The organism is Pseudomonas sp. 22072, assembly GCF_052046095.1.
GTDB classification, from domain to species: domain Bacteria; phylum Pseudomonadota; class Gammaproteobacteria; order Pseudomonadales; family Pseudomonadaceae; genus Aquipseudomonas; species Aquipseudomonas paracarnis.
This window is the reverse complement of the sequence record NZ_JBQEQE010000002.1, coordinates 159361-183369: the sequence shown is the minus strand read 5'-3', so window position 1 is coordinate 183369 and position 24009 is coordinate 159361. Positions and strand designations below refer to the sequence as shown.

The following is a 24009-nucleotide window of genomic DNA, read 5'->3' as shown; positions in this document are numbered from 1 at the left end:
TCCTTTTTAGTTGATTGGATGTTGGCGCAGGAAATCGGCGGCAACGGCGGACGGGCTTTCATGGTCGACGTCGACCCGTGCATTGAGCTGACGCATGGTTTCATCGTCGAACAGGTTGGCCAAAGGCTTGAGTTCGGCGGCCAGCTGCGGGTGTTTGTCGAGGTATTCCTGGCGGATCACCGGGGCTGCGGTGTAGTCAGGGAAGTAGTGCTTGTCGTCTTCGAGCAGCTTCAACTTAAAGGCGTTGAGGCGCCCGTCGGTGGTGTAGACCAGACCAGCGAACACCTGGCCGTTACGCAGCGCGGTGTAGACCAGGCCTGCGTCCATCTGCCGGGTGTTGTTGCGCGTCAGGTTCATGTCGTACAGCTTGACCATGCCCGCCAGGCCGTCGGAGCGGTTGGCGAACTCGGTGTCCAGTGCGACCAGGCGGTGCTCTTTGGTGTCTTCGGCCATGGCTTTGGTGAGATCGCTGATGCTGTTGATCTCGGGATGTTCCTCGGCAACTTTCTCCGGCAGCGCCAGTGCGTAGGTGTTGCTGAAACGCGACGGCGACAGCCAGACCAAGCCTTTTTTCGCATCGAGTTCTTTGACCCGAGCGTAGGACTGTTCGCTGTCGAGTTTCTCGTCGATATGGTTGTAGGCCACCAGCGACACGCCGGTGTATTCCCAGATCAGGTCCAGTTGCCCGCTTTCCTGGGCGCTACGCGCCAGGTTGCTGCCCAGTCCGCCGGTCACACGGGCGTCGTAGCCCTTGGTGCGCAGGTACTGGGAGGTGATTTCGGCGAGCAGGGTCTGCTCGGTGAACACCCTGGCGCCAATGCGGATCACAGGTTTTTCAGCGGCTTGCGCAATACCTGCAAACAGCAGGACGCAGCCTAATATCAAGCTCAGTTTTTTCATGTGAATTCCTTTACCTGGCCTTAAGACGGGCGCAACCCGCGTTCCAGCCAGAGGCGGCTGGCCATGGTCACCAGGCCATCAAGCAGCAATGCCAGCAGCGCGGTACACGCGGCGCCGAGCAACAGTTGCGGCTGGTTGTTCAGGGCGATGCCAGGGAAAATCAGGCTGCCCAGGCTGTTGGCGCCAATCAGGAACGCCAGCGGTGCGGTACCGACGTTGATCGCCAGGGCCACGCGCACACCGCCGATGATGATCGGCACGGCGTTGGGCAGCTCCACGCGAAACAGCACCTGGCGCGGGGTCATGCCGATGCCGGTGGCGGCTTCCTTGAGGGAGCCCTGAACGTTTTTCAGGCCTTCGTAGGTGTTACGCACGATGGGCAGGAGCGAGGCGAGGAACAGCGCGAAGATGGCCGGGCCGCTGCCGATGCCGAGGACGCCGAGGGCGATGGCCAGTACGGCCAGGGGAGGGACGGTGTTGCCGATGTTGAAGATCTGCATGAAACGTTCTGCGCGTCCGACCATGTTGGGTCGGCTGAGCAGGATACCGGCGGGGATGCCCACAATCAGGGCCGCCAGCATGGAGACTAAAACCAGAATCAGATGAGCTTGCAGGTAAAACAACAAATCGTCGCGGTACAGTTCGATCGTGTTGATGCCGATCCAGTGGACCAGCAGGGCCAGGAGAGCGACGACAACCACTGCTCCTATCAGCCCTTTGCCATAGCGAATAGCCACAGGCGGACTCCTTTTTTTCTTTTGTCGGCGAACACATTTCCGAGCGGCAATGCCATTCCTGGCTGCCTCTGATGAGTTCGCGAAAAGCAGCTCGCCGATACTGGCAATGCAGTATGCGATCGAGCCATAAGCGCAGCCTCGTCAGGCTAACTTGCTGATTTTTCAGCCCCTGTTCCGAGTGCGGTAGCAGGGGAGTGGACGTCTCGACCTTTTAAAAGGTTCCACACTTGGGCGCATTTAGCCACCCCCAATGGGCTCAACGGTGGTCCGTACCCTCGCGTTTGCGCTATACTCGCCGCCCTTTTTTGACTCACCTGCCAGGCGATTTCCCATGACCCACCAGGCCGCCGAAGTCGCGAAACGCCGCACTTTCGCCATTATTTCCCACCCCGATGCCGGTAAAACCACCATCACCGAAAAGCTGTTGCTGATGGGCAAGGCGATCGCGGTAGCCGGCACGGTGAAATCGCGCAAATCCGACCGCCATGCCACCTCCGACTGGATGGAAATGGAAAAGCAACGCGGTATTTCCATTACCACGTCGGTCATGCAGTTCCCCTATCGCGAGCACATGATCAACCTGCTCGACACCCCAGGGCACGAAGACTTCTCCGAAGACACCTACCGCACCCTCACCGCGGTGGACTCGGCGCTGATGGTCCTCGACGGCGGTAAAGGCGTCGAGCCACGTACCATCGCGCTGATGGACGTGTGCCGTCTGCGTGACACGCCGATTGTCAGTTTCATCAACAAACTCGACCGCGATATCCGCGACCCCATCGAGCTGCTGGATGAAATCGAAGCCGTCCTGAAGATCAAGGCCGCGCCGATCACTTGGCCGATTGGTTGCTACCGCGACTTCAAGGGCGTGTACCACCTGGCCGACGACTACATCATTGTCTACACCGCTGGCCACGGTCATGAACGCACCGAAACCAAGATCATTGAAAAGCTCGACTCCGACGAAGCCCGCGCCCACTTGGGTGACGAGTACGACCGTTTCGTCGACCAGCTGGAACTGGTGCAGGGCGCCTGCCACGAGTTCAACCAGCAAGAGTTCCTCGACGGTCAGTTGACCCCGGTGTTCTTCGGTACCGCCCTGGGCAACTTCGGCGTCGACCACGTACTGGACGCCGTCGTGGACTGGGCGCCGCGCCCGCTGGCCCGCGTCGCCAACGAGCGCACCGTGGAGCCGGTGGAAGAGAAGTTCACCGGCTTCGTGTTCAAGATCCAGGCGAACATGGACCCCAAGCACCGCGACCGTATCGCCTTCATGCGTATCTGCTCCGGCCGCTACGAAAAAGGCATGAAGATGCGCCATGTGCGCACCGGCAAGGACGTACGCATTGGCGATGCCCTGACGTTCTTCTCCTCCGAGCGTGAACAGCTCGAAGAAGCCTACGCCGGCGACATCATCGGTTTGCATAACCACGGCACCATCCAGATCGGCGACACCTTCACCGAAGGCGAAGCGCTGGGCTTCACCGGTATCCCGCACTTCGCCCCGGAACTGTTCCGCCGCGTGCGCCTGCGTGATCCGCTCAAATCCAAGCAACTGCGCCAGGGCTTGCAGCAATTGGCCGAAGAGGGCGCCACCCAGGTGTTCTTCCCCGAGCGCAGCAACGACATCATCCTCGGCGCGGTGGGTGTGCTGCAGTTCGACGTGGTCGCCAGCCGCTTGAAAGAGGAATACAAGGTGGAGTGCTCCTACGAGCCGATCACCGTGTATTCGGCGCGCTGGATTGATTGCAGCGATAAGAAGAAGTTGGAAGAGTTCTCCAACAAGGCCGTGGAAAACCTGGCGATCGACGGCGGTGGTCACCTGACCTACCTGGCCCCGACCCGGGTCAACCTGGCGCTGATGGAAGAGCGTTGGCCGGATGTGAAATTCCGCGCGACCCGCGAACACCACTAAGGCCTGGGCGGGTGAAAGAGGGGCGAAGCTGTGATGGCTTCGCCCCTTTTTATTGGCTTCAACTACCCTGGGTCTGGTCTCTATAAGGTTGGAAATTGGCGATAACCCTGCATTGGGTCTAGCTTTCACACAGTGACTGTGAAGGAGAGCACCGTGCGAAATGTTCGATTCGCCATCCATTTGGTGTTGCTGGCAAGCCTGGGAGCGACGACCTTTCCGACTTTTGCCGATACCGGCACGCCCCAATGGAAAGACACCGGTCCGGTCAGCAAAAAAAAGGCCAACGAGGTCAACTCCGGCAGTTGGCAGCCCCAGGTCCAACCGGCGCCCAAGGAGGATCAGGAGAACCCCTATAACGAAGGGGAAGCCAGCGATACCTATGACGACGGCGAGACCTGAAGCCTGGCGTAAATCCAGAATCGCGACTAGCGTCAACGCGGGTGGCGGCAAGTTATTGCCGGCAGAATTCATCTATTGACTGGACGGAATCGACCATGGGTATTGTTCAACGCGTAGTGCTATTGATGAAGGTGCTGGTGCTGTTGTGGTTGGGGATGTCGACGGCCTGGGCGCACGCCCCGGTGCATGGCCCAGAGATGGTGGCGAGTAGCCAGATTTCGGACTTGCAGTTGGCCAAGTCCGAAGCGGAGCCAGGCGATAAAGGCCAGGGTGGCAGCGAAGACGATGACGACTCGACCACCGACGAGCCTGACAGCGACGACGCAGACGAAGGCGATAGCCAGACGTAGGCTCACCAAGGGGGAGCGTTTCAAACAATCAATGCCTTGGAAGGGACCCCCAAGGCATTTTTATTGGCCGCCCTTTTCTTCAGAACGAAGTGGTCACCGACGCAAAGTAAGCACGGCCCGGCTCGTTATAAGTCTGCGCGCCCGCATCCTCGGCGTTGCCTTTGCGCGACAGGCGCTTGTCCAGCAGGTTGTTGATGCCCACCCGCACGCTCAGGTTTTTGCTGAACTCATAGCCGCTGCTCAGGCCCATCAACCCGTACGGGTCGACGTCCTGCTGGGCGCTGCGATCGTAACGGCTGGCGCTGCGTGAGTTGAGCGTCGGTGCTTCTTGTTTGCCGTAATAGGTGCCGCTGACCTGGAATGACAGCTTGTCAGTGGCTTGCCAGTCCAGCGTGGTGTTGATGGTGTACTTGGGGATGATGCTCAAGGGCTCGCCGGTGTCTTTGTCCTTGGAGTCGATCATATAGGTCAGGTTGGTGTTCAAGTCCAAATCATCGCGCAGGCTGACGAACAGGTTGCCTTCAACGCCCTGTACCAAGGCTGGGCCGCTGTTTTCCCACTCCAATACACGTCGGCCGTTGCCCAGACGGAACGCCGCCTCGTTACTGGCGTTGATCTTGTTCTTGTAGTCATTACGGAAATACGTCGCACTGGTGCGCCAGGTGCCCTTGTCGAAAGCCAGGCCGATTTCCTTGTTGACACTGATTTCCGGCTTCAGGTCCCGGTTGCCCACCAGGTAGCAACCGCCCATGTTGGCTTCGCTGGCGTTGCAGCCATTACCACGGCTGTAGAGCAAATAGTTCGGGTTGGACTGGTACAGGTTGGGGGTTTTGTAGGCGCGGGCAATGCCGCCCTTGATGCTCAGTTCGTCGGTCAACTGGTGCGAGGCATTGAAGCTGGGGCTCCAGTTGCCGCCGTATTCCTCATGATCGTCGAAGCGCAAGCCAGGCGTGATGACGGTTTTGCTGCCCAACTCGATGTTGTTCTCGGCAAACAAGGCGTAGCTCGAGGCGGTGGTCTTGGTGCTGTTGCGGCTGACGCCCGGGATGGCGGGTACGCCGCCGGTGCCCGGGTCATAACTTTGCGGGCGCAACGAGCCTAAGTCGTTCATCGACTCGTAGAGGTATTCGCTGCCCAGGGTCAGCACCTGTTCGGCACCGACGCTCAGGGGCAGGTTGACCTGCGCAGTGGCCCGGGTATTACGCAAGCGCGATTCGAAACGACCAGCGCTGGCGGAGGGCGCGCCTTCGCCGGAACCGGCCAGGCCTTCGTTTAGACGTTCGTTGCGAGTCAGGTCGTGGGTCAACGAGGCCAGGGTCGAACCCCAATCGAATTCGCCGCGGTGCGTGGCTGAAAAGCTGCTGCGCTGAATCACACTGGTTTCCTTGCCCACCAGGCTTTCCACGAATGCGCCACCGCCATTGAGCATGGTGTCACCGGCGAAAATATTGCCCTGGCGGCTGTAGCTGGCCTCCAGGTCGAGGGTTTGCTCGGGGGTGAACTGCCAGCTCAGCAAGCCATTCACGTCTTTGTTGCGCACACCTTCGCGGCCGGCTACCAACGAGTCCGGCGTCGCTTGCGCTGCGCGGTTGATGTCGGCGTCATCGGCATCGGTCTTGTTCAGGCCGCCATAGACGCGGAACGCCAGGGTGTCGGTCAACGGGCCGCTGAGGTTGAAGTTGGTGCGCTTGCTCGCCCCTTCGGCATCGTTTTCGGGGAAGGCGGTGTAGGCGGTCAGCGAGCCGTGCAGTTGGTCGGTGGGGCGTTTGGTGATGATGTTGATCACCCCGCCCATGGCGCCGGAGCCATAACGGGCAGCAGCCGGGCCGCGCAGGATTTCAATGCGTTCGACTTCTTCGGCCGGTACCCAGTTGGTTTCGCCACGGGTATCACGGTCGCCACTCCAGCCATAACGCACGGCATTGCGCGAGGTCGACGGTTTGCCATCGATCAGAATCAGGGTGTTTTCCGGGCCCATGCCCCGCAGGTCGATCTGACGGTTATTGCCACGGCTGCCGCTGGAACTGTTGCCGGTCAGGTTCACGCCCGGCTCGCGACGGATGATCTCCGACAGGTCGTTGGCGGGCGGGCGCTTCTTGATGTCTTCGGCAGTGATGATCGACACGCCGGGCGCTTGCTTGAGTTCTTCGGCGGCGGTGCCCAGCACGTGCGTCTCGCCCAGCACCAGGGCTTGGGGCGTGCCGTCCACAGGCAGGTCTGTCGCTTCGATCGGCACCTTGTCGCGTTCTTTTTCCACACTCTGCGCCAGCAGCGCGGGGGACGAAAGGGTGGCGATAAACGCCAACGATAGATGGCTGAGCCTGAATTGAGACGACATGTCCACAAAGTCCTTTAGGAGGGGCGATTGAACGAGAGTCGTCTGAATTTTTTCGTGCATCCAGCGCTCTCCATGCGCCGTAATGGTATTGATTCTCAAACAGAAGTAAATTGCATTTACAATCTATACACTTTCCTTAAGGCTCTGGCTCAATGTTTTCAAGGCTGGCGGCTGTGAAGGGCGAGGTTTAATCGGTATGTTCTTTGTTACAAACGCGCAAAAAAAGCCCCTCCGGCCAGACTGATGCGCAATCTGGCGGGAAGGGCGATGGAACTCATTGAAACCGCGGCCCCTTTAGGAGCGAGGTTGTGTTGCTTCAGACCACGAATTGCTCCGCGTAGTGGCAAGCCACCTGCCGGTTATCCAAAGGACGCAACAGCGGCTCTTCACTGCTGCAACGCGCCGTCGCATACGGGCAACGCTTGTGGAACGCGCAGCCAGGCGGCGGGTTCAGTGGGTTGGGCAGTTCGCCGACGATCTTGATCTTCGGCTTGCTCGGGTCTGGGTGAATGGTCGGCGTGGCCGACAGCAGCGCCTGGGTGTAAGGGTGCAGCGGGCGTGCGTAGATGTCTTCCTTGGGGCCCACTTCCACTGGGCGGCCGAGGTACATCACCATCACATCGTCAGCCACGTGCTGCACCACCGCCAGGTTGTGGGAGATGAACACGTAGGCGGTGTTGAATTCCTGCTGCAAATCCATGAACAGGTTGAGCACCTGCGCCTGGATCGACACGTCCAGCGCCGAGGTCGGTTCGTCCGCCACCAGCACTTTGGGTTGCAGCATCATGGCGCGGGCCAACGCGATGCGCTGGCGCTGGCCGCCGGAGAACATGTGCGGGTAGCGCTGATAATGCTCAGGGCGCAGGCCCACTTGCTTCATCATCGCCTGCACTTTCTCGCGGCGTTCGGCGGCGGACAGGTTGGTGTTGATCAGCAGCGGTTCGGCCAGTTGATCACCGACTTTCTGGCGTGGGTTCAGCGAGGCATAGGGGCTCTGGAACACCATCTGCACGTCTTTGCGCAATTGCTTGCGCTGGGCCTTGTCGGCGCCGGCCACTTCTTGCCCGGCGATTTTCAACGAGCCCGACGAGGGCTCTTCAATCAGCGTGAGGGCGCGGGCCAGGGTGGATTTGCCACAGCCCGACTCGCCTACCACGGCGAGGGTTTTGCCGGCTTCCAGCTCAAAAGACACACCATTGAGGGCACGCACGGTGGCATGACCCTTGAACAGGCCGCGGGACACTTCGTAGTGACGGGTGAGGTCGCGGGCGGTAAGTACGACGGCCATTACGCCACCTCCTGGTTCAGCGGGTAGAAGCAGCGGGCAAGGCTGTGGCTTTTCGGATCAAGGCCCGGCCGCTGGGCGCGGCAGGAGTCCTGCACGTACGGGCAGCGCGGCGACAGCAGGCAACCCTGCGGACGGTCGTAGCGGCCGGGCACGATGCCCGGCAACGTGGCCAGGCGCGTTGCGCCGAGGCTGTGCTCGGGAATGGCCTTGAGCAACGCTTCGCTGTACGGGTGTGCCGGAATGTCGAACAGCTGCGGCACCTGGCCGACTTCCACCGCCTGGCCTGCGTACATCACGCACACGCGCTGGGCGGTTTCGGCAACCACCGCGAGGTCGTGAGTGATCAGCACCAGACCCATGTTCTGCTCTTTTTGCAGGGCCAGCAGCAGTTCCATGATCTGCGCCTGGATGGTCACGTCCAACGCAGTGGTCGGCTCATCGGCGATCAGCAACTTGGGCTCGCCGGCAATCGCCATGGCGATTGCCACGCGTTGGCTCATACCGCCGGACAATTGGTGCGGGTAGGCATCCATACGGCTGGCAGCGCCTGGGATCTCGACCTTTTCCAGCAGCTCGATGGCGCGTTTGCGTGCTTGTTTGCCGGACATTTTCAAATGCAGGCGCAGCACTTCTTCGATCTGAAAACCCACGGTGTAGCTGGGGTTCAACGCGGTCATCGGGTCCTGGAACACCATCGCCAGGTCTTTGCCGACAATCTGGCGGCGCTGGCGGTTGCTCAACTTGAGCATGTCCTTGCCGTCGAAGTTCAGCGCATCGGCGGTAACGATGCCGGGATGCTCGATCAGGCCCATCAGCGCCATCATGGTCACGGATTTACCCGAACCCGACTCGCCAACGATCGCCAGGACTTCGCCTTTGTCGACGGAAATGTCGAGGCCATCGACCACCGGCACGGCGGTCTTGTCGCCGAAGCGCACGTTGAGATTCTTGATTTCTAACAGTGACATGGGAATCTCCTCAGGCGGCGTTCTTGAGTTTCGGGTCCAGCGCATCGCGCAGGCCGTCACCCATCAAGTTGATTGCCAGCACGCTGAGCAAAATGGTCAAGCCAGGCAGGCTCACGACCCACCAGGCGCGTTCGATGTAGTCTCGGGCCGAAGCCAGCATGGTGCCCCACTCAGGGGTTGGCGGTTGTACGCCAAGGCCGAGGAAGCCCAGGGCCGCGGCATCGAGAATCGCCGAGGAAAAGCTCAAGGTCGCTTGTACGATCAGCGGCGCCATGCAGTTAGGCAGCACGGTGATGAACATCAGGCGTGGCAGGCCGGCGCCAGCGAGGCGGGCGGCAGTCACGTAGTCGCGGTTCAGTTCGCCCATCACGGCGGCGCGGGTCAGGCGCACATAGGATGGCAACGACACGATGGCGATGGCGATCACAGTGTTGATCAGGCCAGGGCCGAGGATGGCGACAATCGCCACGGCCAGCAGCAGCGATGGCAGGGCCAGCATGATGTCCATCAGACGCATGATGGTTGGGCCGAGCAAGCGCGGGAAGAACCCGGCGAACAGGCCCAGCAGGATACCCGGGATCAGCGACATCACCACCGACGACAAACCGATCAGCAACGATAGACGCGAGCCCTGGATCAGGCGCGAGAGCAAGTCACGGCCCAGTTCGTCGGTGCCCAGCAGAAATTGCATTTGCCCGCCCTCCAACCACGCCGGTGGTGTGAGCAGGAAGTCACGGTATTGCTCGCTGGGGTTATGCGGTGCAACCCACGGGGCGAAGATCGCGCAGAACACGATCAGCAACATGAACAGCAGGCCGGCGACCGCGCCTTTGTTCTTGGAGAAGGCTTGCCAGAATTCTTTGTACGGGGACGGGTACAGCAGGCTCTGATCGACTGCTGACACTTGAGTAGGTGTGGTCATGGTCATGATCTCAGCGCTGGTGACGGATGCGTGGGTTGGCGAAGCCGTAGAGGATATCCACCACGAAGTTCACCAGGATCACCAGGCAGGCGATCAGCAGAATGCCGTTCTGCACCACCGGGTAGTCCCGCGCGCCAATGGCTTCGATCAGCCATTTGCCGATGCCGGGCCACGAGAAGATGGTTTCGGTCAGTACCGCACCGGCCAGCAGCGTGCCGACTTGCAGGCCGACCACGGTGAGCACCGGGATCAGTGCGTTACGCAGGCCGTGCACGAACACCACGCGGGCTGGCGACAGGCCCTTGGCCTTGGCGGTACGGATGTAGTCCTCACGCAGCACTTCGAGCATCGACGAACGGGTCATGCGCGCGATCACCGCCAGCGGGATGGTGCCGAGCACGATGGCCGGCAGGATCAGGTGGTGCAATGCATCCCAGAACGCGTCCGGCTCGTCGGCCAGCAGGGTGTCTATCAGCATGAAGCCGGTGCGCGGCTCGATGTCATAGAGCAGGTCGATACGCCCGGATACCGGGGTCCAGCCCAGGCTTACCGAGAAGAACATGATCAGGATCAGGCCCCACCAGAAGATCGGCATCGAATACCCCGCCAGGGAGATGCCCATCACCCCATGGTCGAACAGGGATCCTCGCTTGAGTGCCGCGATCACCCCGGCCAACAGGCCCAGGATACCGGCGAACAACAGCGCGGCCATGGACAGCTCCAGGGTCGCGGGGAAGAGAGCGGTGAATTCGGTCCACACGCTGGTGCGTGTGCGCAGCGATTCGCCAAGGTCGCCCTGGGCGAGCTTGCCGACATAGTCCAGGTATTGCGCATACAGCGGCTTGTTAAGGCCAAGGCGCTCCATTGCCTGTGCGTGCATTTCGGGGTCAACCCGTCGCTCGCCCATCATGACTTCTACGGGGTCGCCTGGAATCATGCGAATCAACGCAAAGGTCAGCAACGTGATGCCGAAGAACGTGGGGATCAATAACCCCAGTCGGCGGGCAATAAAACTAAACATCTTGGTGTGTACCTCAATCAGCCGGTTAGGCAGGTCCGGCACCGTCAGTGTCGACGGTGCCGAGCGTTTTTCTTATTTACTTCACCTGGGTGGTGGCGAAGTTATTTGTACCCAGAGGGCTTTGGATGAAGCCTTCTACGTTCTTGCGCATGGCGGTGAACAGTTTCGGGTAAGCCATTGGAAGCCATGGCTGGTCCTTCTCGAAGACATCTTGTGCTTGTTCATAGAGCGCAGCCCGTAAGGCCGGTTCCTTTTCCGCACGAGCCTTGTCGATCAAGTCCTGAAACTCTTTGTTACACCAGCGCGCGTAGTTTTCGCCGTTTTTCGCCGCATCGCAACTCAGGTTCGGGGTGAGGAAGTTATCCGGGTCGCCGTTATCACCGACCCAGCCTGCCGACACCATGTCGTGCTCGCCGTTTTTAGCGCGTTTGAGCATTTCGCCCCATTCCATGACTTTGATATTGACCTTCAGGCCAACCTGCGCCAGATCCGCCTGCATACGCTGGGCGCCGAGCATCGGGTTAGGGTTTGTCGGGCCGCCGCCGTTACGGGTGAACAGCGTGAACTCGGTGCCTTCCGGCACGCCGGCTTCCTTGAGCAGGGCGCGCGCCTTATCCAGGTCGCGCGGTGGGTTTTTCAGCTTTTCACTGAAACCCAGCAAGGTCGGCGGATACGGGCCGGTGCCCACGACTGCATTGCCCTTGCCGAACAGCGCTTCGGTATAACCGGCCTTGTCGAACGCGATGTTGATCGCGTGACGTACTCGGGCATCGCTCATGTATTTGCGAGTGGTGTTCAATGCGGTGTAGCTGGTGGTCATCGCCGCCAGTTCATCGACCTTCAGGTTCGGGTCTTTCTTGATGCTTGGAATGTCATCCGGCTTGGGGAACAACGCGATCTGACATTCGTTGGCCTTGAGCTTTTGCAGGCGCACGTTGTTATCGGTGGTGATCGCCAGAATCAGCGGGTCGACCGCCGGCTTGCCGCGGAAGTAGTCCGGGTTGGCCTTGAAGCGCGCCTGGGCATCTTTCTGATAACGATTGAAGACGAATGGGCCAGTGCCGATAGGCTTGGCGTTGAGGTCTTCAGTTTTACCGGACTTGAGCAACTGGTCGGCGTATTCCTTCGAGTGGATTGAAGAGAATGCCATACCCAGGTCGGCCAGAAACGGAGCTTCCGGACGGGTCAAGGTAAAGACGACGGTGTGATCGTCGGTCTTTTCTACGCTCTTGAGCAGTTCCTTGAACCCCATGCTTTCGAAGTACGGGTAGCCCACGAGGGACTTGTTATGCCACGGGTGATTCGGGTCCAGCTGGCGCTGGAAGCTCCAAAGCACATCATCGGCATTCAGGTTGCGCGTGGGTTTGAAATAGTCGGTGGTGTGGAACTTGATGTCGTCACGCAGATGGAAGGTGTAGGTCAGGCCATCGGCGCTGATTTCCGGCAGGTCTTTGGCCAGGGCAGGGACCACTTCAGTGGTGCCGGGCTTGAAGTCCACCAGGCGGTTGAACATGGTTTCAGCGGCGGCGTCAGCAGTCACAGCAGTGGTGTACAGGACCGGGTCGAAACCTTCCGGGCTGGCTTCGGTGCAGACCACCAGCGGTTTGGCCGAAACGCCGATCGCCACGCTCAACAGCGCAGCGGCCATGGCGGCTTGTAGTGGGAGCATTTTCATTCAGAGCCCTCTGCAATCGATGGAGCCAGAAAAGCGTAGGCGGCGGGCTCGTCCTGAGCTCGCCGCCTGCCTGGCGCTAATTAAAGGATGTTGAACGGGATGGTGGTGACCAGACGGAACTCTTTGATGCTGCCGTCGGACTGGAACTCGCTGCCACGGTGCTCAACATAGGTCGCGCGCACGGTGGTGGCTTTGAGCGGGCCGCTCTGCAGCGCGTAAGAGGCGCCTACACCGTATTCCTGGTGCTTCTCGCCGTCCTGGGACTGGATGCCGTCATAAGCAAACTTGGCCCGGCCATTGTTGCCGGTGTAGTGGGTACCGTCGATGTCCCAGCCGCGTGCCGAGTAAGCGTTGAACTTCAGGCCGGGTACGCCGTATTCAGCCATGTTGATGGCATAGGCGATCTGGAAGGATTTCTCGTTCGGGCCGTTGAAGTCAGACGTCAGGGAGTTGGCCAGGTAGATACCGTTGGTTTCGTGCAGGTAGTCGAAGTACTCGTTACCGTTCACTTGCTGGTAGCCGAAGGTCAGGCTGTGTGCCTGGTGAGTCAGGCCCAGGGAGAGGGAGAAGGTATCGTTGTCGATTTCCCCCATCTCTTTTTTGCCTTCATCGACAGTCTTGTAGTAGTTGAAGCCGGTGGTCAGGCCCAACTGCTGCGCGTCGCCCAGCTCGTGGGTGGCGCCGAAGTAGTACTGGTTCCAGAAGTCCTTCACGTTGGCGGCGAAGAAGCTGGTTTTCAGGCTTTTCAGCGGCTGGTAGTTCACACCCAGGGTCGACACTTTGTCGGTTTCTGCGCCATTGCCGTATTCGCTACGGAATTTCGACAGGCTCTGCTCGCTACGTGGCGAAACGCGGTCGAACACGCCGCCCTGGAACGACAGGTTGCTGAATTCTTCGCTGTTGAAGCTCACACCCTGGAAGCTCGAAGGCAGAGCACGGTTGCCGATGGTGTCGACGATGCCGCTGCTGAAGTTCTGGCGACCGGCGGTCAGTGTGGTGTTGGACACGCGGAATTGCACGTTGGCCAGGCCCAGTTTGCTCCACTGGTCTACGGCGTCACCGTTGGAGTCGGCCAGGGTACGGTTGGAGCCGCCTTTGATATCACGCTTGCTGCGATCCAGCACCAGGGCGTTGTACACCGCCACTTCAGTCTTGACCCCTACGGTGCCCTGGGTGAAACCCGAGCTGGCGTTGAGGATGGTGCCCTGCACCCAGTTGGTACGGTTGCGATCGGTCAGGGTCTGGCCGTGCTTCTGGTACGAGAAGGTGCCCCCACGGTATTTGCTTTCATGGGAGTACCAGTTACGAGTGGTGCCGCCCAGGCTGAAATCTTCGATAAAGCCTTTGGCCTCGCTTTGGGCGCTGGTGCCGGCCAGGGTGGTAGGAACGAAGTCCTGGCTTTGCGTTTCAGCGTAGGCGGTGGCCGTGATGCTGCTGATGGCCAAGGCCAGAAGCGCTTTGCTGCTCAGTTTCATGGGTGAAGCTCCTTTGGTTCTCTTTTTTAATGCCGGTCTTTTTGGGTGATCCGGCTATTGGGTGTGGAACTCGTTCAAGCTATTGCAAACGTTTGGCGTAGGAAATTTCCCAACAAAAGCCTGCACGTTTGCCGGGGAGCGTATTTCGCTCCCCGCCATCCGGTTATTTTCTTATGGGTTGATGCTGACGCCCGAGAACACGTTGCGGCCGAAGGGGCTTACCTTGAAGCCTTCGACTTTGGCGCTTAACGGCTGATTGACCGTCGAGTGGGCGATGGGCGTGATCGGCACCTGCTGCTTGAGCAATTGCTGCGCCTGTTTGTACAGAACAGTCCTTTGTTCGCGGTCGGTCACGACCTTGGCTTGCTTGATCAGCTTGTCGTACGCCGGGTCGCACCACATGGAGTAGTTGTTCCCGCCGATGGCGTCGCAGCTGTAGAGGGTGCCGAGCCAGTTGTCCGGGTCACCGTTGTCGCCGGTCCAACCGATCAGGCTGACATCGTGCTCACCGTTCTTGGTGCGCTTGATGTACTCACCCCATTCATAGCTGACGATCTTGACCTTGAGGCCGATCTTGGCCCAGTCGTTCTGCAGCATTTCCGCCATCAGCTTGGCGTTGGGGTTGTACGGGCGTTGCACTGGCATGGCCCACAAGGTGATCTCGGTGCCTTCCTTGACCCCGGCGGCCTTGAGCAACTGCTTGGCTTTTTCCGGGTCGTAGGCGGCGTCCTTGATGCTGTCGTCGTAGGACCACTGCGTCGGCGGCATGGCGTTGACCGCCAGTTGCCCGGCGCCCTGGTACACAGCATTGAGGATGCTCTGCTTGTTCACCGCCATGTCCAGCGCCTGGCGTACTTCAAGCTGATCGAATGGCTTGTGGCGCACGTTGTAGGAGATATAGCCCAGGTTAAAGCCCGGCTTGGTCAGCAGTTGCAGGTTCGGGTCGGCCTTGAGGGCCTCGACATCGGCAGGGCGTGGATGCAAGGTCACCTGGCATTCGCCGGCCTTGAGCTTCTGTACGCGTACCGAGGCGTCGGTGTTGATGGCGAAGATCAGTTGGTCCAGCTTGACGCGGCTCGGGTCCCAGTACTGCTTGTTGCCCACGTAGCGGATCTGCGAGTCTTTCTGATAGCGCTGGAACACGAACGGGCCAGTGCCGATCGGCTTCTGGTTGATGTCGCTGGGCCGGCCTTGCTTGAGCAACTGCTCGGCGTATTCCGCCGAAAGGATCGCGGCAAAGCTCATGGCGATGTTCTGCACGAACGCGGCGTCGACCGTGTTCAGCGTCATCACCACGGTGTACGGGTCGGTTTTCTCGACCTTGGCGATGTTCTTGTTCAGGCTCATCCCGTTGAAGTACGGAAACTCGGTGGGGTAGGCCTTGCGGAACGGGTGCTCGGGGTCAAGCATGCGGTTGAAGGTGAACAGCACGTCGTCGGCGTTGAAGTCCCGTGTCGGCTTGAATTCCTTGTTGCTGTGGAACTTCACCCCTTCACGTAGGTGGAAGGTGTAGGTCAGGCCATCCGGGGAAATATCCCACTTGGTTGCCAGCCCAGGGACGACGTCGGTCGCGCCTTTTTCGAACTCCACCAAACGGTTATACAAAGGCTCCGCCGCATCGTTATCGGTAGCGGTGGTGTATTGCGCAGTGTCAAACCCTGCCGGGCTGCCTTCGGAGCAGAACACCAGGCTCTTTTTCTCGGCGGCTTGGCCCATGGTGGCCATGGCCAGCAGGCTGGTGGCAAACAGAGCGGATACAACGGTGGTATGGCGCATGACGATCCCGGTCCTTGTTTGTAGTTATCAACAGCGAGCCTACCTGCTGGCGTGCAGCCAGGCAGACCTCACTGATCCCACACACAGCAAGTGCCCTTCCCAGAGTGATGCCTCTGCTGTCCTACGACCTTATGGGGCGCTGACCTTGCAGTAAATGCGTCAATTCTGACTGACCTTGTAGGCAACGGAGGCACGGGTCGCAGTTCATTGCTGTAAGACGGCAACGCTTGCAAACGTAGTCTGTTTCCGAAGGTCCAGGCGGATGGAATAACGGCGACGTTATGAAACGTCGCCGTTATTGATCCTTACTTGCCGCTGACGCTAACGCCGTAGAAGGAGTTCAAGCCAAACGGGCTGATCTTGAAATCCTGCACGGTATTACGCATGGGTTGATACACCGTCGAGTGCGCGATAGGTGTCATCGGGACTGCATCTTTGAGGATATGTTGCGCCTGCTTATACAGCTCGGTGCGTTTGGCGACATCCGATGTGGCCTTGGCTTCTTTAACGATGCCGTCGAATTTCTTGTCGCACCATTTGGAGAAGTTGTTGCCCGACAGCGAGTCGCAGCCGAACAGCACGTTCAGCCAGTTGTCCGGGTCACCATTGTCGCCGCTCCAGCCAATGATCATGGCCTGGTTCTCGCCGCCTTTGGAGCGCTTGATGTACTCGCCCCACTCGTAGCTGACGATGTTGACCTTCAGGCCGATCTGTTTCCAGTCGTTCTGCAGCATCTCGGCCATCAATTTGGCGTTGGGGTTGTAGGGGCGCTGGACCGGCATGGCCCACAGGGTGATCTCGGTGCCTTCCTTGACGCCAGCGGCCTTGAGCAATTCCTTGGCCTTGGCAGGATCGTACTTGGCATCCTTGATGGTGGTGTCATAGGACCACTGGGTCGGCGGCATGGCGTTGACCGCCAGTTGGCCGGCACCCTGGTACACGGAGTCGATGATCTGCTGCTTGTTCACCGACATGTCCAGGGCTTCACGGACGCGCAGGTCAGCCAGCGGGTTCGCGGCGGTCTGGCCCTTGAGTACAGGCATGACGTTATAGGCGATGTAGCCCAGGTTGAAACCGGCCTGGTGCGGCAGTTTCAGGTCCTTGTCCTCACCCAGCGCCTTGAGGTCGGCCGGACGTGGGAACAGGGTGATCTGGCATTCGTTTTTCTTGAGTTTCTGGATACGCACCGACGGGTCGGTGGTGATAGCGAAGATCAGGTTATCGATCTTCACGTCTTCAGGTTTCCAGTAGTCCTTGTTGCCGGTGTAGCGAATGTTCGAGTCTTTCTGGTAGCTCTTGAACACGAACGGGCCAGTGCCGACCGGCTTCTGGTTGATGTCGGCAGGCTTGCCTTCCTTCAACAACTGCGCAGCGTATTCGGCGGACTGGATCGAGGCGAAGCTCATGGCCAGGTTCTGGATGAACGCGGCGTCCACGGTGCCAAGGGTGAACTTGACGGTGTGGTCATCGATTTTTTCGATGTTCTTGATGTTGGTGTCCATCCCCATGTCCGTGAAGTACGGGAACTCGGTGGGGTAGGCCTTACGGAATGGATCGTCTTTATTGATCATCCGGTTGAAGGTAAACAGTACGTCGTCAGCCGAAAATTCACGAGTTGGCTTGAAATACGGGGTGGTATGGAACTTGACGCCTTCGCGAAGGTGGAAGGTGTACGTCAGGCCATCCGGGGACACGTCCCAGCTAGTGGCCAGGCCAGGAACGACGGCGGTGCCGCCACGTTCGAACTGGCTCAGGCGGTTGAACATGGTTTCGGCCGAGGCATCGAAGTCTGTTCCGGTGGTGTACTGGCCTGGATCAAAACCGGCCGGGCTCCCTTCGGAGCAGAACACCAGGTTAGTTGCCGCAAGGGCTACGGGGGCTGCGGCCATAAGGCCAGCGCTCACTAATAACGGAAGGACTGCGTGTTTAAGCATGTTGGCCTCATGATTTGTTGTCATTTTTGGTGGTGAGGGCGACCTCGTGAGTCGGCCTGCGGATACTTATGCAGGCGCCATACCCAATGCAAGATGCAGAGCGGTTGCAAAGGGAAAACTGTGGTACGAACGTACAGGAATGTCGCAATTATGAAAGTTTCGACACAAAAGTGCCTGTTTGGAGGGTTTTTTCGGTGCAAATGGCGCACCAAAAAAGCCCAGCCGAGGCGTCTAGCGCACTCGGTTGGGGCGCGGCTGTTACTTATCTAGACCCACACCGTAGAACGGCGTTAGCCCAAACGGGCTGATCTTGAAGTCACGCACTTGCTTGCGCATAGGCTGGAAAACCGTCGAGTTCGCAATAGGCGTTATAGGTACTTGTTCCTTAAGGATTTTCTGTGCCTGTTGATACCACTTGATGCGCTGCTCGCGGTCGCTGCTGACCTTGGCTTGCTGCACCAGCTTGTCATACGCCGGGTTACACCATTTGGCGTAGTTGCTGCCCTTGACCGCAGCACAACTGTAGAGCACGCCCAGCCAGTTATCGGGGTCGCCGTTGTCGCCGGTCCAGCCATAAATCATTGCATCGTGTTCGCCATTTTTGGCGCGCTTGATGTATTCGCCCCACTCATAGCTGACGATGTTGGCCTTGATGCCGACCTTGGCCCAATCTTGTTGAATCATTTGTGCCGACATCCGCGCATTCGGATTTGAGGCGCGTTGTACGGTCATTGCCCACAGGTTGATGGTGGTACCTGGTGCAACCCCTGCTTCTTTTAGTAGCAACCTTGCCTTGGTCGGGTCGTAGGGGGCGTCCTGGATTTTCGGGTCATAAGACCACTGCGCGGGAGGTAGTGCGTTCTGCGCCAATTGCCCGGCGCCCTGGTACACGGCCTTTATGATTGCGGGCTTGTCGATGGCCATGTCCAGTGCCTGGCGAACCTTGAGTTGATCCAGCGGCGGGTGAGTCACGTTATAGGCCAGGAAGCCCAGGTTGAAGCCCGCTTGTTGCAGTACGCGCAGGTTGGGGTCTTGCTTCATCACCTCGATATCGGCGGGGCGCGGGTAACCGCTGACCTGGCATTCGCCCGCCTTGAGTTTCTGCAGGCGCGCGGCGGCGTCCGGGGTGATGGCGAACACCAGGTTATCGAGCTTCACATCCTCGGGCTTCCAATACTGTTTATTGGCCACATAACGGATCTGTGAGTCTTTCTGGTAGCGCTTGAACACAAACGGCCCGGTGCCGACCGGTTGCTGGTTGATCTGCTCCGCCTTGCCTTGTTTCAACAATTGGGTGGCGTATTCGGCCGATTGCACAGAGGCGAAGCTCATGGCCAGGTTTTGCACGAACGAAGCATCGACCGTGTTCAGGTTGAACCGCACGCTGCGCTCGTCGAGTTTTTCGACGTTCTTGATCGTGGTGTTCAAGCCCATGTCGGTGAAGTAGGGCGACTCTGAGGGGTAGGCCTTGCGAAACGGGCTGTCGGCATCGAGCAGGCGATTAAAAGTGAACAGCACGTCATCGGCGTTGAAGTCACGAGTCGGGGTGAAGAAGTCGGTGGTATGGAACTTGACGCCTTCACGCAGGTGAAAGGTGTAGGTCAGGCCATCCTTGGAAACATCCCAACTGGTGGCCAGGCCAGGTTCGACTTCGGTACCGCCGCGCTTGAACTGGGTCAGGCGGTTGAACACGGTTTCGGCGGACGCATCGAAATCGGTGCCGCTGGTGTACTGGCTGGGGTCGAAGCCGGCGGGGCTGGCTTCGGAGCAGTAGACCAGGGTGGTGGCTGCCTGGGTCATTGGTATAAAGGCCAGAAGGCTTGCGGCGAGGAGCAGTGGCTTGACGGCGATTTTTTCCATGGAGACCCCTGAGGCGGCGGGCATCTTAAAGCAGCCCAAACAAAAACGGCGGTCACCGAGGTTACCGCCGTTCAGCTGGCTTAGGTAGGGGATACCTTTATGCGGGGGATACCACTATACGGGTGGGAGCCGACTTATCGATTGTAACGGGCGGGCCGTCTATTTCATTACTTTCACGAAGGGTGAAAGTCCGAGTGGCTGTTATGTTCACGTCATCGACGAGGGTGGACTCACCTCTAACATCATATTTCAGGTGCCATTGGGTGACTATTGTGACCTCGGTCTCATTTTTTAGAGGGTTGTAGTCGATGAAGTACTGCCGGTCGCCAACGCTGCTGCTATAGCCGTCTTTCACTCGCGGAGGTTGCAATTCAAACCACGCAGGAGCGGAAGAACCTTGATGAGCAACCTCTGAAATTGCCGCTCGCATGTCAGGATTGGGCACGGTGCGCTCAAATGTATCGATCCCGTCCCTTACCAGACCCTCACGAATTGACCCTTCTAAGTTATCTGGGATGGTCATTCCTGCTAGCCGCCGGGGTATGTTGATCTCAACGTTCTCCAGGCCAGGGCGTCTTATTGTGTAAGGGTCTCGGTCGATGTCTTTGATAAAGTATTCGGAGTAATTGCTGCTACCAAACGAGGAGGGGGAGGCTGTTTCCGATGCAAGTACGGTGAAATCCGCGCTGTCTGCTGTCCAGGAAAAGACAGGACGATTTTCTAAAATACCGTTATTTTCCCTGAAAGTGACGCCATATTTATAGTTCGCTTGCTCTTCAACGTTGAAATACTTGTCGAATAGGTCAGCGCCTTTCATTTTGGTGCCGTCTAACTCAATAAAATTATCCGATACATGTGCGGGCGTTTTTAAATCGTTACTGGGTGTCGGGGACTCAGGACGTTGCCACGGCCACGGCCATTTTATCCCGCCATCACCCGGTGCCCGCGCCCACTCTCCGTTACGCCCGGGTGTGATGACCATCAGCCCCGCGCCGTTATCGGGGTTGATGACTCTGGCAAATGCATCACCGGTCCGGTAACGCCCCGATATCTCAAATACCTTGCTCGCCCCCGACTCGTCGGTAAGGCGCACTAACTGGCGCAGCACTCCCTGGCTGTCGGTTACTCGATAAACACCCAACGTGTCGCGAGGCGCGTTCTTTATCAGCTGTTCACCCTCCGGGACGGCATATTGCGCCATTGGAATGAGTGAACGGGATCTGGGGAGTGGGGCGTTAACGGAGTCGCTAACCACAGGGGTGCCTGTGGACGTCCCAGGTTGTGGTTCGCGAGCGTTTGCCCTGGGGAGAGGCTGGGGCTTAAGGCGCGGCAGTTCTTTTTCTGCGGGCAGTGCAAAAGGGTCTTCCGGCACAGCACTGGCACCGTAGGAAAACACTGTATTGAGTAAGCCATCGAACGCTTTGGAGGCGCCCTCATCCCGCTCTGTCACGGTGTCGCCAGACGAGGTTTTTTCTGCCCCTAGCGCCACCTCGGTCAACCCGGCCGCCACCGCTGCGGCGGCTACGGGCGCGGCGATGGGCGCGAGTTTGACCAGCAGGCCGGCGGCTACGGTGATGTCGTTCAGCCACGTATCGCGAATCACCTCGCTGTCGGACTTGATGACTACATCGGCGTCACTGTTCATCCGCTCTTTGGCGGCCGTCGCCAATGTAGAAAAAACGTCGTCTTTAATGGAAGCGTGGCTGCGGTCAATCGCTGAACCCTTCAACTCACCACTGGCCATTTTCGCCAAGAGGGTGTCCAGGCCATCCTTCTTTTCGCCCACATGGGTGAACCACAGAATGGGCATCAGTACTTTTGCCGCGCGTTCAGCAAAGCTCTTGGTCTGGTCCTGGCGATAGATCATCGGGAAGTGAGCCGCCAGTGCTTCGCGTTTTGCAGGGTCCTTGGCTTGCTCGAGCAGCCACTGATCCAGCTTCTCAATAGAATCAAAGCGCAAGAATGCGGGTTCGGCGCCCGGTATATAGAGCACTTGCCGGCCACCGTCCGCAGCGCTGAATCTCACTATATCGCTGGACGTAACCCCGTGGAGGCTCAGGGCATGCGCTTGAACGTTGCCGTTTGCCGGTGCTTTGGCCTTGAGTTGTTCCACGGTGATCGGGGCGTTTTCATCGAGCGTAAGGTTGGACACAGCACCCATCACCAAACGGTAGTCGTCACGGGTGAACTGGTGCTCGGGCGCTTGCAAGGAACGTTCAAGAGGAGGTCTGCTCTCGGCGCTTTTCAATTGCTTGCGGGCCTGGAAGATGAATTCACCTTTGATCGTCGTCTCATACTCGTCGTTATGCGTGCTCCAGAAGTGGTCAATCTTCTGGGTCATTTGGGTCTGAAAGTCGGTTTTCCAGCTTTCATGCATCACTTGGGACGGCTTGAGGTCGATTTGATTGTGTTTGCCGTAGCCGTCTTTTTCGCTTTGCCCAGCAGGCTGGGTATACAGCCCCGCTTCCAGGTCCAGGTTGCCGGGCACCCAGTCGTGCTCGGAGAAGTTCTTCAGCAAGGCGTCGGGCAAGCGCAGCGAAGACCAGGGTTCTTGAAAGGTGTGTTCCCAGCCGGTCGCCGTGTCTGCGCTTTCGCCACCTTTGAAACGGTTCAAGTACACGGTGTCGGAGTCGATAGGTTTGCCCGTGAGTTTGAGCAGCAGGTCATCCGCCCACTTTTTGGCCTCTGCCCGCGTATTGGGCAGGTTGTCGGCGACGTCAACTGCCATGCGCTTGTAAGCCAAGGCTTGTGGTGCGGTGCTGTAGTAGTTGGCGGCGTTGTGTTTTTGCACCTGCAGCGCCTGTGGCGAGCGGCTGCTGGCAGGGCGCAGGCGGTCATCGGCGGGGATAGGATCGAAGGTGTCTTTGTGTTCCAGGTGCCTTATTTGTGTTCGAGCCTGTGACAGCTTTTGGGGAAGGGGCACACCTTCAAAGTTGGCCACCACTTTTGCGCTGACCTTGATGGAGTCCTTGCGCAGCCTCACACGTAAATCACCGTTATTTCCAGGGGCGATAACTTTTGCGGCGTCCAGCAATGGTCCTGAAATTTGTCCCCAGCCTGATGAATCCGAGAGATGGAAGGTTTTAGTTTTGCCCTCGACCTTGGCGGACAAGGTACCTGTAGACGGGTTGATTGAAAGCAAGGTGTCCGGGGCGAAGTGTTGTTCCTGCAGCCAGCCTTGTACCACGGCGTTTTCCAAATGCATGCGATACAGCCCAAGCCACTGGCCCAGAGTGCTCTGGGGCGGCACGGTTATAAGCCCGGCATTGCCGTATAACACCTTACGTTGTGCGGCCTCGAGATAGGCCTTGAGCAGTGCTGTTTCGTCGGGGTGGGCGGTTTTTGCAGCGGGCGGTGTCGCCTGCGCTTGAATGGCCGACGTCGGTTTGGCGACTACGAGTGGCAGCGATAACCTGTGGATTGGATTGAGTGACAGGGACATAAATTCGGCTCTCATTGTATGAATAAATGCCAGCACATCCCTGGTAGCTATGGCAGTAATGAGTCGTGGAAGCCGGGCACTTGATTCCTGCGAGATGTACTGCTGGATATGACGTGGCGCTAACGCGCAAAAAAAAGGCGCAAGCCCCGTGGGGTTGCGCCGTTGTCCTGTCTAAAAAAGTTACTGTAAAACTTCGATCACGCCGTCGGCGCTCATGTTGACCTGGCTGGTGCCGGCTTCCACTTCAGGCGTCGGTGCTGAATCGGCCATGGCGGCTTTCATCATCATGCCGCCATTGCGGGCGTAGGGCATCGGGTAGCCATTAGTGTTGAAGTTCAGGTTGACGATCTTGTAGCCCTTGCCACCGAGTGCATCGGTAGCCAGTTGCGCACGCGCCTTGAATGCAGCCACGGCATCTTTGAGCAGCGCATCTTCGCTGGCCTTGCGCGTGGCATCGGCGATGGCGAAGTCCATGCTGTCCATCTTCAGAGTGTTGAGCAGCTCGCCGGTAAGTTTGGACAGTGCCGGGAAGTCCGCGCTTTCCATACGCAGTTCTGCACGTTCACGCCAGCCAGTGATCTTCTGGTTCTTGCTGTCGTAGATCGGGTAGCTGTTGCGGCTGCCCTGGCGCAAGGTCACGCCTTTGACTTCGCGAGCCTGGCCCAGCGCCTGGTTCAGGGTGGTGGTGATTTCGGCCGCGAGCTTGGCCGGGTCGGCGTTTTGCGATTCGGTGTAAAGGGTGACGATCATCTTGTCGCGGGCCACTTCCTGGCTGACTTCGGCGCGCAGGGAGATCTGGTTGTAATTCAGTGCACCGGCGGCCATAGCCGGCAGGCTGGCCAGGGCGCTGGCGCTGAGGGTGAGAACAACTGCACTGCGAGTGAAACGAGACATGGAAGCTCCTGGGGATATTCGTGTTCGGTAAGACTGTAGACGTAGCCTTGGGGTTCGTCGGGTTTACCCAATACAAATAAATTTCAGCGTGGCGTGCGCTACCCTCACGCCACGC

17 protein-coding genes are annotated in these 24009 nt (G+C 58.8%); 3 read left to right on the top strand and 14 right to left on the bottom strand.

The window, feature by feature from the left end; translation table 11 throughout:
• Window positions 1-6: 6 nt before the first annotated feature.
• Together ACTJLA_RS02910 and ACTJLA_RS02905 are read right to left on the bottom strand one after the other, a co-directional pair.
• Window positions 7-900, bottom strand: coding sequence for a glycine betaine ABC transporter substrate-binding protein (locus tag ACTJLA_RS02910; protein ID WP_054896906.1), 894 nt, complete (start codon window positions 898-900; stop codon window positions 7-9).
• A gap of 20 nt (window positions 901-920) precedes the next feature.
• Complete coding sequence (locus tag ACTJLA_RS02905) at window positions 921-1637, bottom strand: ABC transporter permease (RefSeq protein WP_003188475.1); 717 nt, start codon at window positions 1635-1637, stop codon at window positions 921-923.
• 331 nt (window positions 1638-1968) lie between these two features.
• On the opposite strand from ACTJLA_RS02905, the gene ACTJLA_RS02900 reads away from it, so the two are divergent.
• The 3 genes from ACTJLA_RS02900 (at window position 1969) to ACTJLA_RS02890 (ending at window position 4301) form a co-directional block, all read left to right on the top strand.
• On the top strand, window positions 1969-3552 hold the full coding sequence (locus ACTJLA_RS02900; protein ID WP_034126275.1) for a peptide chain release factor 3: 1584 nt from the start codon (window positions 1969-1971) through the stop codon (window positions 3550-3552).
• Between the two features lie 153 nt (window positions 3553-3705).
• Complete coding sequence (locus tag ACTJLA_RS02895; protein ID WP_034126276.1) at window positions 3706-3951, top strand: hypothetical protein; 246 nt, start codon at window positions 3706-3708, stop codon at window positions 3949-3951.
• 95 nt (window positions 3952-4046) lie between these two features.
• Window positions 4047-4301 carry a hypothetical protein gene (locus ACTJLA_RS02890; RefSeq protein WP_034126277.1) on the top strand — a complete coding sequence of 85 codons (255 nt, stop codon included), beginning with the start codon at window positions 4047-4049 and terminating at the stop codon, window positions 4299-4301.
• Between the two features lie 79 nt (window positions 4302-4380).
• Here the strand turns inward: ACTJLA_RS02890 and ACTJLA_RS02885 are convergent, their stop codons facing one another.
• From ACTJLA_RS02885 to ACTJLA_RS02830, 12 genes are all read right to left on the bottom strand, one after another.
• Window positions 4381-6639: a TonB-dependent siderophore receptor gene (locus ACTJLA_RS02885; protein ID WP_314547644.1), complete on the bottom strand. Its 2259-nt coding sequence runs from the start codon at window positions 6637-6639 to the stop codon at window positions 4381-4383.
• 316 nt (window positions 6640-6955) lie between these two features.
• Window positions 6956-7927, bottom strand: a complete 972-nt coding sequence (locus ACTJLA_RS02880; protein WP_314547646.1) for a peptide ABC transporter ATP-binding protein — start codon at window positions 7925-7927, stop codon at window positions 6956-6958.
• Entirely contained in the window at window positions 7927-8895 is a 969-nt protein-coding gene (locus tag ACTJLA_RS02875) for an ABC transporter ATP-binding protein (protein ID WP_034126279.1), read from the bottom strand. The genes ACTJLA_RS02880 and ACTJLA_RS02875 overlap by 1 nt, the downstream gene beginning before the upstream one ends.
• Window positions 8896-8905: 10 nt before the next feature.
• On the bottom strand, window positions 8906-9817 hold the full coding sequence (locus tag ACTJLA_RS02870; RefSeq protein WP_003188486.1) for an ABC transporter permease subunit: 912 nt from the start codon (window positions 9815-9817) through the stop codon (window positions 8906-8908).
• Window positions 9818-9827: 10 nt separating this feature from the next.
• A complete protein-coding gene (locus ACTJLA_RS02865) occupies window positions 9828-10838 on the bottom strand; it encodes an ABC transporter permease subunit (protein ID WP_003171721.1) in 1011 nt (336 codons plus the stop codon).
• 76 nt (window positions 10839-10914) lie between these two features.
• Window positions 10915-12513, bottom strand: a complete 1599-nt coding sequence (locus ACTJLA_RS02860) for an ABC transporter substrate-binding protein (protein WP_034126280.1) — start codon at window positions 12511-12513, stop codon at window positions 10915-10917.
• A gap of 80 nt (window positions 12514-12593) precedes the next feature.
• The gene (locus ACTJLA_RS02855) at window positions 12594-13988 is read right to left on the bottom strand and encodes an OprD family outer membrane porin (RefSeq protein ID WP_089041380.1); all 1395 of its coding nucleotides are present in this window, start codon (window positions 13986-13988) and stop codon (window positions 12594-12596) included.
• 171 nt (window positions 13989-14159) lie between these two features.
• Window positions 14160-15713: an ABC transporter substrate-binding protein gene (locus tag ACTJLA_RS02850; protein WP_371920470.1), complete on the bottom strand. Its 1554-nt coding sequence runs from the start codon at window positions 15711-15713 to the stop codon at window positions 14160-14162.
• 356 nt (window positions 15714-16069) lie between these two features.
• Window positions 16070-17698 carry an ABC transporter substrate-binding protein gene (locus ACTJLA_RS02845; protein ID WP_034126282.1) on the bottom strand — a complete coding sequence of 543 codons (1629 nt, stop codon included), beginning with the start codon at window positions 17696-17698 and terminating at the stop codon, window positions 16070-16072.
• A gap of 258 nt (window positions 17699-17956) precedes the next feature.
• Entirely contained in the window at window positions 17957-19558 is a 1602-nt protein-coding gene (locus ACTJLA_RS02840; protein WP_054896908.1) for an ABC transporter substrate-binding protein, read from the bottom strand.
• Between the two features lie 97 nt (window positions 19559-19655).
• The gene (locus ACTJLA_RS02835; RefSeq protein ID WP_440840639.1) at window positions 19656-23000 is read right to left on the bottom strand and encodes a dermonecrotic toxin domain-containing protein; all 3345 of its coding nucleotides are present in this window, start codon (window positions 22998-23000) and stop codon (window positions 19656-19658) included.
• Window positions 23001-23180: 180 nt separating this feature from the next.
• Window positions 23181-23894, bottom strand: coding sequence for an SIMPL domain-containing protein (locus ACTJLA_RS02830; protein ID WP_314547654.1), 714 nt, complete (start codon window positions 23892-23894; stop codon window positions 23181-23183).
• Window positions 23895-24009: the final 115 nt, after the last annotated feature.

Bases quoted from the DNA above. Each gene is read 5' to 3' on its own strand.
- ACTJLA_RS02910 (WP_054896906.1), bottom strand. From the start codon at position 900: ATGAAAAAACTGAGCTTGATATTAGGCTGCGTCCTGCTGTTTGCAGGT.
- ACTJLA_RS02900 (WP_034126275.1), top strand. From the start codon at position 1,969: ATGACCCACCAGGCCGCCGAAGTCGCGAAACGCCGCACTTTCGCCATT.
- ACTJLA_RS02890 (WP_034126277.1), top strand. From the start codon at position 4,047: ATGGGTATTGTTCAACGCGTAGTGCTATTGATGAAGGTGCTGGTGCTG.
- ACTJLA_RS02885 (WP_314547644.1), bottom strand. From the start codon at position 6,639: ATGTCGTCTCAATTCAGGCTCAGCCATCTATCGTTGGCGTTTATCGCC.
- ACTJLA_RS02880 (WP_314547646.1), bottom strand. From the start codon at position 7,927: ATGGCCGTCGTACTTACCGCCCGCGACCTCACCCGTCACTACGAAGTG.
- ACTJLA_RS02875 (WP_034126279.1), bottom strand. From the start codon at position 8,895: ATGTCACTGTTAGAAATCAAGAATCTCAACGTGCGCTTCGGCGACAAG.
- ACTJLA_RS02870 (WP_003188486.1), bottom strand. From the start codon at position 9,817: ATGACCACACCTACTCAAGTGTCAGCAGTCGATCAGAGCCTGCTGTAC.
- ACTJLA_RS02865 (WP_003171721.1), bottom strand. From the start codon at position 10,838: ATGTTTAGTTTTATTGCCCGCCGACTGGGGTTATTGATCCCCACGTTC.
- ACTJLA_RS02860 (WP_034126280.1), bottom strand. From the start codon at position 12,513: ATGAAAATGCTCCCACTACAAGCCGCCATGGCCGCTGCGCTGTTGAGC.
- ACTJLA_RS02855 (WP_089041380.1), bottom strand. From the start codon at position 13,988: ATGAAACTGAGCAGCAAAGCGCTTCTGGCCTTGGCCATCAGCAGCATC.
- ACTJLA_RS02850 (WP_371920470.1), bottom strand. From the start codon at position 15,713: ATGGCCACCATGGGCCAAGCCGCCGAGAAAAAGAGCCTGGTGTTCTGC.
- ACTJLA_RS02845 (WP_034126282.1), bottom strand. From the start codon at position 17,698: ATGCTTAAACACGCAGTCCTTCCGTTATTAGTGAGCGCTGGCCTTATG.
- ACTJLA_RS02840 (WP_054896908.1), bottom strand. From the start codon at position 19,558: ATGGAAAAAATCGCCGTCAAGCCACTGCTCCTCGCCGCAAGCCTTCTG.
- ACTJLA_RS02835 (WP_440840639.1), bottom strand. From the start codon at position 23,000: ATGTCCCTGTCACTCAATCCAATCCACAGGTTATCGCTGCCACTCGTA.
- ACTJLA_RS02830 (WP_314547654.1), bottom strand. From the start codon at position 23,894: ATGTCTCGTTTCACTCGCAGTGCAGTTGTTCTCACCCTCAGCGCCAGC.